Here is a 13,159-nt window from a genome sequence, read left to right as displayed (position 1 = left end):
GAGAAACGCATGACCAAGCCCATCCAGATCACCGACAGCCACTGCCACCTCGATTTCCCCGATTTCGACGACGAACGCGATGCCGTTGTGGCCCGCGCGCTGGAGGCCGGCGTCACCCGCATGGTCACGATCTGCACCCGGCTGCGCAATGAACCGCAGGTGCGCGCCATCGCGGAAAAATACGAACAGGTCTATTACGCCGCCGGCACCCACCCGATGAGCGCCGCCGAGGAGCCGATGGTAACGGTCGAGCAGCTGACGACGCTGGCCAAGCACCCGAAATTCGTGGGCATCGGCGAAACCGGGCTGGATTACCACTACAGCGCCGACTCGGCGCAGGTGCAGAAGCAAAGCCTGGCGATCCATATCGAGGCAGCGCGGCAGACCAAGCTGCCGCTGATCATCCATTCGCGCGATGCCGATGAGGACATGGCCGATATCCTGAGCTCCGAGCACAAGAACGGCGCCTTTTCCTGCGTGATGCACTGCTACACGTCGGGGCCGGAGCTGGCGAAGACGGCGCTGGACCTGGGCTTCTACCTGTCGATGTCGGGCATCGCCACCTTCCCCAAAAGCCAGGACGTGCGCGATATCTTCGCCGCCGCCCCCGTCGACCGGGTTCTGGTGGAAACCGACAGTCCCTATCTGGCCCCCAAGCCCTTCCGCGGCAAGCGCAACGAACCGGGTTACACCGTGCACACCGCGCAGGTCGGCGCCGAGGTCTTCGGCCTCGATTACGAAACCTTCGCCCGCCAGACCCAGGCCAATTTCGACCGGCTGTTCTGGAAGGCCGCCAAACACAAGGCACCCGCGTAATGGCCGAGCTGCGTTTCACCATACTGGGTTGCGGATCGTCCGGCGGCGTGCCGCGTCTGGGCGGGCATTGGGGCGATTGCGATCCCACCAACCCCAGGAACCACCGCCGCCGCTGTTCGATGCTGGTCGAGAGGATCGAGGGCGAGGACAAGACCACCGTATTGATCGACACCACCCCCGACATGCGCCAACAACTGCTGGATGCCGGCGTGGGCGAACTGGACGCCGTGCTGTGGACCCATTCCCATGCCGATCACGTGCACGGGATCGACGATCTGCGGATGGTCGTGTTCAACATGCGCAGGCGTCTCCAGGTCTGGGCCGACGGCGACACCCAGAACGCTCTTTATGCGCGCTTCGGCTACGCCTTCATCCAGCCCGACGACAGCCCCTACCCGCCGATCCTCGACATGCACACGATCAAGGGCGACGTCACCATTTCCGGCAAGGGCGGCGACATCACCCTGACCCCGTTCCAGGTCGGTCACGGGTCGATCGACGCGCTCGGCTTCCGCATTGGCGATCTGGCCTATCTGCCCGATGTGGCGACGATCGAGGGCGAAGCCTGGGACGTGCTGCAGGATCTCGATTGCTGGGTGCTGGACACGCTGCGCCGCACGCCGCACCCGACCCATTCGCATCTGGAACAATCGCTGGAATGGATCGACCGGATGGCGCCGCGCCGGGCGGTGCTGACCAACATGCATATCGATCTCGACTACCAGACGCTGGAAGACGAAACCCCCGATCACATCACCCCCGCCTATGACGGCATGACGATTTCCTACCAGGTCTGAGCGGCCTTCATCTTGGCGGGCATCCCCCCGCCGGAGGCGTCCCGCCCGTTCCGCACGCGCAAAGGCCCCGAATAGATGCAAGACCTTCTCAACGTCGTCCTGCCGGTCTTCCTGGTGATCGGGTTCGGCTATTTCGCGACCTGGAAGGGATACCTGAACGCGGGCCAGATCGACGGGCTGATGAAATTCGCGCAGAATTTCGCAATCCCCTGCCTGCTGTTTTCCGCCATCGCCACGCTCGACCTCAGCCGCAGCTATCACCCCGCCCTGATGCTGTCCTTCTATATCGGCGCCGCGTCGGGTTTCGCCGCCGGGATGCTGGGCGCGCGCTTCCTGTTCGGGCGGCCGTGGGAAGACAGCGTTTCCATCGGTTTCATCGGGCTGTTTTCCAATTCGGTTCTGCTGGGGCTGGCGATCACCGAACGCGCCTATGGCGCCGATGCGCTGGCCGCCAATTTCGCCATCGTGTCGGTGCATGCGCCGTTTTGCTACATGGTTGGGATCACGGTGATGGAAATCGTCCGCGCCCGCGGCCAGTCTCCGCTGCGGGTGGCGCGCACCGTGACCACCGCGATGTTCCGCAACGCGCTGGTGGTGGGCATCGCGCTTGGCTTCATCGTCAACCTGGGCGGCATCGCCCTGCCCGAACCGGTGACGGCGGCGGTGGACCTGATGAAACGCGCCGCCCTGCCCGCCGCCCTGTTCGGCCTGGGCGGTCTGCTGGTGCGTTATCGGCCCGAGGGCGATGGCAAGGTGATCGCCTATATCATCGCGGTCAGCCTGATCCTGCATCCCACTATCGTCTACGGGCTGGGCCGGGCGTTCGACCTGCCGGTCAGCGACCTGCGCTCGGCGGTGCTGACCGCGTCGATGGCGCCGGGCGTGAACACCTATCTTTTCGCCAATATCTACGGCGTCGGCCGCAGGGTCGCGGCGTCCTCGGTGCTGGTTGCCACAGCGGTGTCGATCCTGACGGTCTGGGGCTGGCTGCAGATCCTGCCCTAGCGCCCGCGCCGTCCGCGCCAGCCGCCGCGCCGCTTCGCGCCGCCGACCTGCCCCAGCCCTTCGCGCAGTACCGCCATCATCGGGTGATCGGCGGGCTCCGCCGCATAGCGGTCTATCAGCTTCGGCAGCATCGCCCGGCTGTCCACCCCGTCCGGCAGGCTCAGCGCCCAGTCGAGAAAGATCGAGCGGCATTCGGCCTCAGTGATGCCGTCGATCCGGAAGCTTTCCCGGATCAGCCCCTTGGGGTCCAGCGGATCGCCCGTCATGCCCGCACCGTTATGTCGCGCGCCAGCGCCGCGTCGATCGCGGTGCCCGCTGCCTCGCTTCCCCGGCCCAGATCGGCCAGCAGCGCCGCCACATCCGCCGCCCCGGTTTCGCGCAGCAGCATGTCACAGCCGCCCTGCCCGATGCTGTCGGGATCAAGCGGTTTGTCGGTCAGCAATTTGGACACCATCTGCAATTTCCAACACAGGTTATAAGACGCGTTCAACGCCTGCCGTTCCTCTTCGGTCAGCCAGCCGCCCGCGACCGCACTTTCCAACGCCTCGGGCACCGATTGGGTGCAGGTGCCGAACATCACCGCGCTGGCCTGGGCCAGCAATTCGATATCCTGCAACCGGCCCGGGCCGATCTTGGCCTCCCACGGGCCCGACGGCACCTTGGCATCGGCGATCTTGGCGCGCATGTCGGCCACGTCGGCGATCACCTTGGCGGCGTCATGCGGCGAGGTTAGAACTTCGCGCCGCACCTGTTCCACGTCATCCGCGACACTCCGGTCGCCGGCAACGGCACGGGCGCGGGTCAGCGCCAGGTGTTCCCAGGTCCAGGCCTCGTTCAGCTGGTAATCGCGGAAACTGGTCAGGCTGGTCGCCACCGGGCCCTTGGTGCCCGACGGGCGCAGCCGCATGTCGATCTCGTACAAACGCCCCTCGGGCAGCAGCGCCGACACGGCGGTCACCATCGCCTGGGTCAGCCGCGCGTAATAAACGCGCGACGCCAGCGGGCGTCGGCCCTCGGAATATTCCACCCCACCCGCGTCATAGACCACGATCAGGTCCAGATCCGAGGTCGCGTTGAGCCGCCGCGCGCCCAGCGACCCCATCCCCAGCACCATCGCGCCGCGACCGGGGCATTCCCCGTGTTTCGCCGCGAATTGCGCCACCACTTCGGGCCAGAGCGCTGTCAGAACCGCCTCGGCCAGGTCGGCATATTGTTCCGCCGCGCCGTCGGCGTCGATCAGCCCGCGCAGGTGATGCACCCCGACGCGGAAATGCCATTCCTTGGCCCAGCGGCGCGCGAGGTCGAGCTTGCGTTCGTAATCGCCCTCCGCCGCCATCTTGCCCGCCAATTCATCCCGCAGCGCCGCCAGCCCCGGCCAGGGGGCGAAGAAATCGCCGCCGATCACCGCGTCGAACACGCCCGAATGGCGCGACAGGTGCGCCGACAGCTGCGGCGCGGTGCCGACGATGTCGATCAGAAGGTCGATCAGCTGCGGATTGGCCTCGAACAGCGACAGCAGCTGCACGCCTGCGGGCAGACCGGCAAGGAAGCCGTCGAAGGCGCGCATCGCCTCCTCGGGGCGGGCGGCGCGCGCCAGTTGCTGGAAAAGGCGTGGCTTGATGCGGTCGAAGATTTCCACCGCCCGGGCAGAGCGCAGCGCCGGGTAGGATCGCCAGCGCTGCACCATTTCGGCATCGATCGGTTCCTCGGCCGGGGCCTTGGCGTCGGGGGCGAAGAACCCTTCGGTCAGCGCGTGCACCTCTTCCAGCCGCTGGCGCAGATCGGTTTTCAATTCGTCCAGATCGCGGCCCAGGAAACAGGCCAGACGCTGCAACCCCTCTTCGTTGTTGGGCAGGTCGTGGGTCTGGGCGTCGTTGACCATCTGGATGCGGTGTTCGACCTCTCGGTGGAACCGGTAGTGATCGGTCAGCTTCTCGGCGGCGTCCTGAGGCACCCAGCCCTTTTCGGCCAGCACCCGCAGCCCGTCGACGGTGCCGCGTACCCGCAGGTCGGGGTCGCGCCCACCCGCGATCAATTGCCGGGTCTGGGTGAAGAATTCGATTTCACGGATGCCGCCCCGGCCCAGTTTCATGTTGTGGCCGTGCAAGTCCAGTTCACCGCCCAGCCCCTTGTGTTCGCGGATGCGCAGCCGCATGTCATGGGCGTCCTGGATCGCGGCGAAATCCAGATGCTTGCGCCAGACGAAGGGGCGCAGGGTGTCCAGGAACGCCGCCCCCGCGGTCAGGTCGCCCGCCGCCGGGCGCGCCTTGATATAGGCGGCGCGTTCCCAGGTTCGGCCAAGGCTTTCGTAATAGGTTTCCGCCGCCGCCATCGCCATGCAGACAGGCGTGACAGCCGGGTCCGGGCGCAGCCGCAGATCGGTGCGGAACACGTAGCCTTCGGCGGTCAGGTCCGACAGCATGCTGGCCATCTTGCGCGTCGCCCGCACCAGCGACGACCGCGCCTCGTGATAATCGTCCCGATCGTAACGGGTTTCGTCGAACAGGCAGATCAGGTCGATGTCCGACGAATAGTTCAGCTCGAACGCACCCATCTTGCCCATGGCAAAGGCGACCATGCCACCGGCGGTCTCGATATCGTCCTCGGTGGCGCCGGGCAGCTTGCCGCGCCGGATTTCCGCCCCCACCGTCGCCTGCAGCGCCAGTTGGCAGGCCAGATCGGCCAGCCTGGTCAGGGTGCCGGTGACCTGCTCCAGCGGCCAGACCCCGGCGCAATCGGCCAGCCCCGCCAGCAGCGCGATCCGCCGCTTGGCCTGGCGCAGCGCGTTCGGCAACTGATCGGGGGGCGTCCGGCGCAGCTCGGCGAACAGGGTGTCCACCGCCTCCGCCGGCCCGTCCAGCGCGGGCAGGATCCAGTCGGTTTCCTTTTCCATCAGCACCGTCAGATAGGGGCTGCAGCCAGCAACGCCTTCGATCAGCCCGGAAACTTCGGGGGTAAGGCCCGGGAAAAGCGCCAACGCGTCTTTCCCACGCTCGGATTTGAACGGAATGGGCTGGCGGGTCATGCGGGATGCGAATGTCATGGCGGCAAGATGGAGCGCGGCGCGGGGGCGGTCAATGACGGGGATCAAGTTGCGGCGGGAATATCGTCGGGGGTTGTGCCAAGGGCAGGGTCGCGCCCGGCCCCGAGGGCGGGCGTTCAGACAACGGGCTGGCCCGCCCTCCCCGGCTGCGTTAACGATAGCGCACAGGGAAAAGGGACTATCCGATGAGCAAGAGCCTCAAACGCGTGAAGAAGGCGTTGGAAGACGCCGGCATCGAAACCGAGATCAAGGAACTGGGCCTGGCGCGCACCGCCCAGCAGGCGGCGGACGTGGCGGGTTGCGAGCTGGACCAGATCGCCAAGTCGATGATCTTCAAGGGCGAAGACAGCGGCGAGGCGATCCTGTTCCTGACCGCGGGCGGCAATCAGGTCGACACCGACAAGGCCAGCGCGGTGGCGGGCGAACAGCTGGGCAAGGCCGACGCCGCGCTGATCCGCGCCCAGACCGGCTTCGCCATCGGCGGCGTGGCGCCGGTCGGCCACCTCAATCCGATCCGCGCCTTTCTCGACCCGCGGCTGCTGGAATTCGACGTGATCTGGGCCGCTGCCGGCACGCCGCACCATATTTTCGAACTCCACCCCACCGAATTGCCCCGGCTGACAGGCGCGCAAGCCGCTGATTTCACGGCATAAACAAAAATAATGTAAAAACTATTCACATCATGTCTTGCAATACCGGGCAGCGGTGCCAATCTATCCAATGTGAAAGACATTCACATTTCGACAGAAACGGAGACAATTGATGACACCCGCCGCCTCATATTCGACCAACGGAACGGCCATGGGATGGCTGTCCAGAGCCGAAGCCTGGCTTGACAGCCGTGGCAAGGGCGCCTGGATCGCCGCGATGGTCCTGGGCTTCGTATTTTTCTGGCCCGTCGGGCTGGCCCTTCTTTTCTACATGATCTGGAGCAAACAGATGTTCGGTAAATCCTGCAAACGCCACAGCCGCGCCCATCACGGGTTCCACGCGATGAAATCCAGCGGCAACACCGCGTTCGACGCCTACAAGGCCGACACGCTGCGCCGGCTGGAACAGGAACAGGACGCGTTCGAGTCCTTCCTGCAGCGCCTGCGCGATGCCAAGGACAAGGCCGAGTTCGACCAGTTCATGGACGAACGCGCCAAGACCGCGGCACAGGAACGCGAACAGGAACGCGAAGACGCCTGATCCCCTGCCCCTACTCGACCGGCCCGGATTTGCCCCCGGGCCGGCCATGATCTGAAAGGACCAAGCGATGCGGCCGACGGACTGGCACCTGCCCGACCCCGATACCCAGCATGAATTCTACGACGATGTGCCGCTCAAGCGGCTGATCGCCTTCGTGATAGATACCGTGCTGATCGTGCTGATCGGCTTGGCGATCCTGCCCTTCACCGCCTTTGCCGGGGTGTTCTTCTTTCCCTTCCTGCTGACCGCGGTGGGCTTTGCCTACCGGGTGATCAGCTTGGCCAACCGTTCGGCCACTCCGGGCATGTGGCTGACCGCGATCGAATTCCGCACCGGCGACGGGCGGCGCTTCGATCTGTCCACCGCCACGCTGCATACGCTGGGGCTGACCATTTCCTTCGCCATTCCGCTGCTGCAGGTGATCTCGGTGGTGCTGATGGCGACCTCGGCCAACGGCCAGGGGCTGAGCGACCGGATGCTGGGCACGGTGGCGCTGAACCGGGCGGCGCGCCGCTGATCGCGGGAAAACAACGGCAATTTGCCGCGCAGGCGGCTTTTTATGTCAAAACATCGACTCTTGGCGCATCGGCACGGGGCTGGTATCTTCGTCCGGATTCCGGTTAGTGACAGATATGCGACATACTTTACCCCTTGCTCCCCAGTTTTATGTGACCGCGCCTCAGCCATGCCCCTATCTGGATGGCCGGATGGAGCGCAAGCTGTTCACCGCGCTGCAAGGGGATGCCGCCGGTGCGCTGAATGACAGCCTGTCGCAACAGGGATTCCGCCGGTCGCAGAACGTGCTGTACCGGCCGTCCTGCACCGATTGCGCCGCCTGCCTGTCGGCGCGGATCCGGGTCGACGCGTTCAAGCCGAACAAAAGCCAGCGCCGCACGCTGAAGCGCAACGACAACCTGGTGCGCCGCGCCACCTCGCCCTGGGCGACCGAGGAACAATACGACCTGTTCCGCCGCTACCTGGACAGCCGCCACGCCGATGGCGGCATGGCCGATATGGACGTGTTCGAATTCGCCGCGATGATCGAGGAAACCCCGGTCCGCAGCCGGGTGGTCGAATATGCCGATCGCGACACCGACAAGCTGATCGCGGTCTGCCTGACCGACCTTCTGGCCGACGGCACCAGCATGGTCTATTCCTTCTACGATCCCAGGATGACGCGCGAAAGCCTGGGCACGTACGTGATCCTGGACCATATCGAGATTTCGCGCGAAACCGGCCTGCCTTACGTCTATCTGGGCTATTGGGTGCAGGGCAGCGGCAAGATGGGGTACAAATCCCGCTTTTCGGGTCTGGAAGTGTTCAAGGGCGGCCGCTGGGAAGCGTTCCAGGGCGAAGACGCCTATTCCGCCGAACTGCACCCGCTGTCGACCGATCCGATCGCCGAACAGGTCGCCAATATCTCGCTGCCCGATCTCAGCCACCCGGTGAAGCTCTGAGCGCCGCCGCGCGGCGGTATCTCACGATCATCCAGACATCACGACGCTACTAGTGTTCCGCTTCCGAGCGGTATGCGTTGTCATTGTCGCGCCCTCCCCCGGACGGAATTTGCCCGATGGAAATGTCCGGTGCTCAGGCCCCCTAAAAAACGAAAAGCCGCCCCGGGGGGCGGCTTTCCTTTTCTTGTCTATCCCTTGGATCAGTGCGGGATCAGGTCCGGCACGATCGTCACGATCGAGGGGAAGAACCACAACAGCGCAAGCCCCGCCACCTGGATCAGCACGAAGGGCACGACCCCACGATAGATATGGGCCGTCGTCACGCTCGATGGCGCCACGCCGCGCAGGTAGAACAGCGCGAAGCCGAACGGCGGCGTCAGGAACGAGGTCTGCAGGTTCACCGCGATCATGATCGTCACCCATTTCGGATCGAAGGTGCCGCCATAGATGACGGGACCGACGATCGGGATCACGATGTAGATGATCTCGAGGAAGTCCAGCACGAAGCCCAGCAGGAAGAGCACCAGCATCACGATCAGGAAGACCGTGAATTCGTTGTCGAAGCTCTTCAGGAACTGCTGAATGTAGTGTTCCCCACCGAAGGAGATCACCACCAGGTTCAGCAGCTGCGACCCGATCAGGATGGTGAACACCATCGAGGTCACCTTGGCCGTTTCGCGCACCACCGGGGTCAGGACGCCCGAGCGGAACAGCACATAGCAGCTGTAGAGCAGGCCGAAGGCAGCGTAGAGATAGGCCGCATAGGCGACGAAGAACGCCACCCAGCTTTCGAAGCTGACTTCGGGCTGGTTGATCCGCAGATCGAAGTTGATCCCGACAAGGATGGTGATGATCACCGCGAAGGTGGACCAGATCACGATCTTGCCCGACTTCTCCTCGTCGCGCAGCTTGCGGTAGGCCGCCAGCATGATCGCGCCACCGGCACCGAGCGCCGCTGCCGGCGTCGGGTTGGTGATGCCACCCAGGATCGACCCCAGCACCGCGATGATCAGAACCAGCGGCGGGAACACCACCCGCAGCAGTTCGTTCTTGGCCAGCCGTTCAACACCGTGACGGCAGCCATAGAGCGCAATCACCGCTGGGATCGCCATCAGCACGACCATCTTGCCCGAACTCGTCTCCGGCCCGACCAGCAGGATATCGACAAGCGCGGTCAGGATGATGCCGATGGCCCCGATGATCAGCGGACGCGGGTCCGAGGACGGGCTGGTGCCGCGGCTCCAGGCCAGGGTGATCGCCAGCATGATCAGCAGAACGGCCACGCCGGTGCCGATCGGCGCCGCGGCTTCGATCTTGGCGGCCACGCGTTCGGCGATTTCCTCGGGCGACAGCTTGCGGCTTTCCTGCACGCCGCCGGCCGCGTCGATCGCCTGCTGCTGGGCGATGGCATCGTCCCAGGCCTGTTGACCGTGCAGTTCGATCATCGACGCCTTGCATTCGTCGCCGACATTGGTGCGCAGCGACGCGCCGGTGCCGACATCGGTGTAGGTGTCCACCTGCAGGCTCTGGCTGCCGACCACGCCCACTTCGGCGAGCAGGAAGGTACCGGCGATCAGCGCCGCCGGAATGGCCAGGAACCAGGTCAGCCCTTCACGGCGCGAAATCGGTTCGTGACTGGTGTGGCCGATCTCGACCGCGGGGGCCTTCGAGGGGTTCAGCAGCGCATAGCCGAAGGCGTAAAGCGCATAGAGCAGCGCCAGCAGGATGCCCGGCAGCAGCGCCGCCTGGAACAGCGTACCCACCGACACCACGGCCGGTTCGCCCAGATAGGTCAGCGCGTCGGTACAACCCGCCGCCTGCGCCCGGGCTTCCTGTGCCGCCGAATAGAGGTCACCGGCCAGCGTGCCCAGCAGAACGATCACGATCGAGGGCGGAATGATCTGCCCCAGCGTGCCAGACGCCGCTATCACGCCGGTGGCGATCTCGGGCGAATAGTTGTTGCGCAGCATGGTCGGCAGCGACAGCAGGCCCATGGTCACCACGGTGGCGCCCACGATCCCGGTCGAAGCCGCCAGGAAGGCACCCACGACGACAACCGACACGGCCAGACCGCCGGGCAGCGGCCCGAAGACGCGCGCCATGGTGGTCAGCAGGTCGTTTGCGATCTTCGAGCGTTCCAGCGTGATGCCCATCAGCACGAACATCAGCACCGCCAGCAGCGTTTCGATCGACTGGCCGGCAAGAACCCGTTCGTTCATCCGGTTCACGATGAAGGACACGTTGCGGTCCATCGCGGTTTCCCAGCCCTTGGCGAAGACCGGTTCGGCCAGCCTTGGCAGGTCGGGATATCGGAAGATCGATATTGAATCGGGTTTGACCCCGGAACTGACCAGTTCCTGATACATCGCCGATCCGGTATCGATCGCCTGGTGTATCAGCAAGCCGGCGCTGTCCAGCGCGGCGATGATCCCGAAGGAAATCGCCCCTGCCCCGGCGATGGCGAAGGCCACCGGGAAGCCCGAAAGAATGCCCCCGAAGAGGCATAGAGCGACGATAATCAGGCCGATTTCGACCCCATCAAGTCCAAATAGCATTGTCCACTGCCCCTTTAATGCGTGCCTTCGTAGGCTTCTTCACCTTCGCCAAGCGTATCCTTGTCGAGGTATTTGTTTTCGCTTTCCTCGCCTTCTTTCCATTCTAGGTAGGAGCGGTAGAAGAAGGCAATCGCCTGCAGGAAGACCATGCCGCAGAAGGTCACGAGCAGGATCTTGAACAGGAAGTAAGCAGTGAAGCCGTTGGGCGAGAAACCGATGGTTTCCACGTTCCAGCGCATCGCGCGGGATTTCATCAGCAGCCGTTCCAGAGTGTCGCTGGCCGACGGTTTCGGCACGATCAGGTGGCGCCACATGAAGAACCAGCCATACAGCCAGATCAGCGTCGCCGCGGGGATCATGAAGAACAGCGCCCCGAACATGTCGATCACCTTCTTGGTGCGGAATTTCACCCCGGCATAGACCAGGTCCACCCGGACGTGACCGCCCTGAACGAAGGTGTAGGTGGCGCAAAGCGTCACCACCAGCGCGTTGTAGAATTTCAGCTCCTCGGCGTACCAGCTGATGTCGAACTGCAGCGGCACGCCAAAGCCGAAGACGATGTCCGGCCGGGTAAAGATCCGCTGCATGAAAACGATGATGATCTGCTGCAGAACCATCAGCAGACCGGCCCAGGCGAAGAACCGCCCGACCGTGTTGGCGAAGCCTTCCAGCACCCGCACACAGCCCCACATGAAGCTGTTGCGCCACATGCCGATGGCCGTGACGATCAAGACCGCCACGAAGACGACGAAAAAGAATTCGACCGACCCGCCGTAGTAGACGAAGCGCATCACCGATTCTTTGTTGGTCCAGTCCAGCCAGAGCTGCGGATGCGAAACCGCGTAACCGAAATTGTAAAACGCCATGGCAATGTTCTGGAAGACCCAGACCACGCCATCGCCCAATGCACCCAGGATCTGTCCGAGAGTGACAGAGCTTTCTTCCTGCATGATTTCCCCCGTGTTTCCCCTTGCAGGGATTTCGATAGGCGTAAGAACGCCAGAAAGGGCCCCTGTCAGACAGGGGCCCTCAAACTTTCAGCTGGACAGATTAGCCTTTGCCCAGAACGCGGTTACGCTGCTGAACGTAGAAACCGTCCGACTGGTTGATCCATTCCGACGAGGAGTACAGCGACTTCTCGAAGCTTTCGCGGATTTTCGCGTAGAGCGGATCGTCCATGTTTTCGTCCATGACTTCTTTCGAAGCGGCACCGAAGGCATCCCAAACGTCGTCGGGGAACTGCAGAACCTTCACGCCCTGCGCCTTCAGACGCTCCAGAGCGGCACCGTTGTTGGCCAGGGTTTCCGACAGCTGCAGCTGCGTGGTCGCCATCGAGGCGTAACGCAGGATCGCGCGGTGCTGGTCGGTCAGGTCGTTCCAGACGTCCAGGTTGACGTTGGCCGACAGGGCCGAACCCGGCTCGTGGAAGCCCGCGGCGTAGTAGACTTTCGCCACTTCCTGGAAGCCGGCGCGTTCGTCGGCCATCGGGCCAACCCATTCCAGGCCGTCCAGAGCGCCCGAAGACAGCGCCTGATACAGTTCGCCGCCGGGGATGTTCTGAACCGATGCGCCCAGTTTGCCCAGAACCTTGCCGCCCAGACCGGGCATACGGAATTTCAGGCCGTTGAAGTCGGCTGCCGACTTGATTTCCTTGCGGAACCAGCCGCCCGACTGCGAACCCGAGTTACCGGCCAGCATGCCTTTCAGGTTGAAGATCTGGCCCAGCTCGTCGTGCAGCTGCTCGCCGCCGTCGTGGTAGTACCAGTTGATGATTTCCTGCGCGGTGCCGCCGAAGGGCACTGCGGTGAAGTAGCCATAGGCCGGGTGCTGACCGATGAAGTAGTAATCGGCCGAGTGATACATGTCCGCCTGGCCCGACGACACCGCGTCGAAGACTTCCAGCGCGCCCACCAGTTCGCCCGGTGCTTTCTTGTCGATGGTCAGGTTGCCATCGGACAGTTCGGACACCATTTTTTCCAGGTAGCTGGCAGCATCGTCCAGAACGGCGAAGCCGCGCGGCCACGAGGTGACCATGGTCAGGGTGCGCTTGCCCTGTGCGTAAACCGGCGCCGCCAGCGACGAAGCTGCAGCAGCCGTACCGCCCAGAGCCGAAGTTTTCAGAAAAGAACGACGATCCATAAATTGATCCTCCCAGATGTCTTCTGCACGTCAGGCCCTCCACGGCCTGGGTGCGGATCGTTTAAAGTGCGGCAACACTATCTAGTGCGCCTCCGGGGGGGAATACCAAGTAGTACGTAGAAAGGTAATAAATGGACAAAAAAACTGACCGATTAT

At 63.8% G+C, this 13,159-nt stretch carries 12 protein-coding genes; 7 read left to right on the top strand and 5 right to left on the bottom strand.

The window, feature by feature from the left end; genetic code table 11:
* Positions 1-9: 9 nt before the first annotated feature.
* The 3 genes from GR167_RS10845 (at position 10) to GR167_RS10835 (ending at position 2,618) form a co-directional block, all read left to right on the top strand.
* A complete protein-coding gene (locus tag GR167_RS10845) occupies positions 10-816 on the top strand; it encodes a TatD family hydrolase (protein WP_160973513.1) in 807 nt (268 codons plus the stop codon).
* The gene (locus tag GR167_RS10840; RefSeq protein ID WP_160973512.1) at positions 816-1,613 is read left to right on the top strand and encodes an MBL fold metallo-hydrolase; all 798 of its coding nucleotides are present in this window, start codon (positions 816-818) and stop codon (positions 1,611-1,613) included. Before GR167_RS10845 ends, GR167_RS10840 begins: the two co-directional genes overlap by 1 nt.
* Before the next feature lie 75 nt (positions 1,614-1,688).
* Positions 1,689-2,618: an AEC family transporter gene (locus GR167_RS10835; RefSeq protein ID WP_160973511.1), complete on the top strand. Its 930-nt coding sequence runs from the start codon at positions 1,689-1,691 to the stop codon at positions 2,616-2,618.
* On the opposite strand, the gene GR167_RS10830 is transcribed toward GR167_RS10835, so the two are convergent.
* Entirely contained in the window at positions 2,615-2,884 is a 270-nt protein-coding gene (locus GR167_RS10830) for a hypothetical protein (protein ID WP_160973510.1), read from the bottom strand. The two genes, GR167_RS10835 and GR167_RS10830, sit on opposite strands and share 4 nt — an antisense overlap.
* The gene (gene glnE, locus GR167_RS10825; protein WP_160973509.1) at positions 2,881-5,661 is read right to left on the bottom strand and encodes a bifunctional [glutamate--ammonia ligase]-adenylyl-L-tyrosine phosphorylase/[glutamate--ammonia-ligase] adenylyltransferase; all 2,781 of its coding nucleotides are present in this window, start codon (positions 5,659-5,661) and stop codon (positions 2,881-2,883) included. Before glnE ends, GR167_RS10830 begins: the two co-directional genes overlap by 4 nt.
* Before the next feature lie 185 nt (positions 5,662-5,846).
* On the opposite strand from glnE, the gene GR167_RS10820 reads away from it, so the two are divergent.
* The 4 genes from GR167_RS10820 to GR167_RS10805 all read left to right on the top strand — a co-directional run bounded on the left by GR167_RS10820 (position 5,847) and on the right by GR167_RS10805 (position 8,309).
* Positions 5,847-6,314 carry a YbaK/EbsC family protein gene (locus tag GR167_RS10820; RefSeq protein WP_160973508.1) on the top strand — a complete coding sequence of 156 codons (468 nt, stop codon included), beginning with the start codon at positions 5,847-5,849 and terminating at the stop codon, positions 6,312-6,314.
* Positions 6,315-6,423: 109 nt separating this feature from the next.
* Positions 6,424-6,852, top strand: a complete 429-nt coding sequence (locus tag GR167_RS10815; protein WP_160973507.1) for a DUF2852 domain-containing protein — start codon at positions 6,424-6,426, stop codon at positions 6,850-6,852.
* A gap of 67 nt (positions 6,853-6,919) precedes the next feature.
* On the top strand, positions 6,920-7,369 hold the full coding sequence (locus GR167_RS10810; protein ID WP_160973506.1) for an RDD family protein: 450 nt from the start codon (positions 6,920-6,922) through the stop codon (positions 7,367-7,369).
* A gap of 115 nt (positions 7,370-7,484) precedes the next feature.
* Positions 7,485-8,309 (top strand): arginyltransferase, encoded by an 825-nt coding sequence (locus tag GR167_RS10805; protein ID WP_160973505.1) that lies wholly within the window; start codon positions 7,485-7,487, stop codon positions 8,307-8,309.
* Between the two features lie 200 nt (positions 8,310-8,509).
* Here the strand turns inward: GR167_RS10805 and GR167_RS10800 are convergent, their stop codons facing one another.
* The 3 genes from GR167_RS10800 to GR167_RS10790 all read right to left on the bottom strand — a co-directional run bounded on the left by GR167_RS10800 (position 8,510) and on the right by GR167_RS10790 (position 13,003).
* Complete coding sequence (locus GR167_RS10800) at positions 8,510-10,864, bottom strand: TRAP transporter large permease subunit (RefSeq protein ID WP_160973504.1); 2,355 nt, start codon at positions 10,862-10,864, stop codon at positions 8,510-8,512.
* 14 nt (positions 10,865-10,878) lie between these two features.
* Positions 10,879-11,814 carry a TRAP transporter small permease subunit gene (locus tag GR167_RS10795; protein WP_160973503.1) on the bottom strand — a complete coding sequence of 312 codons (936 nt, stop codon included), beginning with the start codon at positions 11,812-11,814 and terminating at the stop codon, positions 10,879-10,881.
* A gap of 100 nt (positions 11,815-11,914) precedes the next feature.
* Positions 11,915-13,003 (bottom strand): TRAP transporter substrate-binding protein, encoded by a 1,089-nt coding sequence (locus GR167_RS10790; RefSeq protein ID WP_160973502.1) that lies wholly within the window; start codon positions 13,001-13,003, stop codon positions 11,915-11,917.
* Positions 13,004-13,159 lie beyond the last annotated feature (156 nt).

The sequence above is a fragment of the Thalassovita mangrovi genome (genome assembly GCF_009857745.1).
GTDB lineage: Bacteria > Pseudomonadota > Alphaproteobacteria > Rhodobacterales > Rhodobacteraceae > Thalassobius > Thalassobius mangrovi.
Note: the sequence above shows the minus strand (reverse complement) of the source record. Positions and strands in the feature narration are given on the sequence as shown.

Bases quoted from the DNA above. Each gene is read 5' to 3' on its own strand.
- GR167_RS10845 (WP_160973513.1), top strand. From the start codon at position 10: ATGACCAAGCCCATCCAGATCACCGACAGCCACTGCCACCTCGATTTC.
- GR167_RS10840 (WP_160973512.1), top strand. From the start codon at position 816: ATGGCCGAGCTGCGTTTCACCATACTGGGTTGCGGATCGTCCGGCGGC.
- GR167_RS10835 (WP_160973511.1), top strand. From the start codon at position 1,689: ATGCAAGACCTTCTCAACGTCGTCCTGCCGGTCTTCCTGGTGATCGGG.
- GR167_RS10830 (WP_160973510.1), bottom strand. From the start codon at position 2,884: ATGACGGGCGATCCGCTGGACCCCAAGGGGCTGATCCGGGAAAGCTTC.
- glnE (WP_160973509.1), bottom strand. From the start codon at position 5,661: ATGACATTCGCATCCCGCATGACCCGCCAGCCCATTCCGTTCAAATCC.
- GR167_RS10820 (WP_160973508.1), top strand. From the start codon at position 5,847: ATGAGCAAGAGCCTCAAACGCGTGAAGAAGGCGTTGGAAGACGCCGGC.
- GR167_RS10815 (WP_160973507.1), top strand. From the start codon at position 6,424: ATGACACCCGCCGCCTCATATTCGACCAACGGAACGGCCATGGGATGG.
- GR167_RS10810 (WP_160973506.1), top strand. From the start codon at position 6,920: ATGCGGCCGACGGACTGGCACCTGCCCGACCCCGATACCCAGCATGAA.
- GR167_RS10805 (WP_160973505.1), top strand. From the start codon at position 7,485: ATGCGACATACTTTACCCCTTGCTCCCCAGTTTTATGTGACCGCGCCT.
- GR167_RS10800 (WP_160973504.1), bottom strand. From the start codon at position 10,864: ATGCTATTTGGACTTGATGGGGTCGAAATCGGCCTGATTATCGTCGCT.
- GR167_RS10795 (WP_160973503.1), bottom strand. From the start codon at position 11,814: ATGCAGGAAGAAAGCTCTGTCACTCTCGGACAGATCCTGGGTGCATTG.
- GR167_RS10790 (WP_160973502.1), bottom strand. From the start codon at position 13,003: ATGGATCGTCGTTCTTTTCTGAAAACTTCGGCTCTGGGCGGTACGGCT.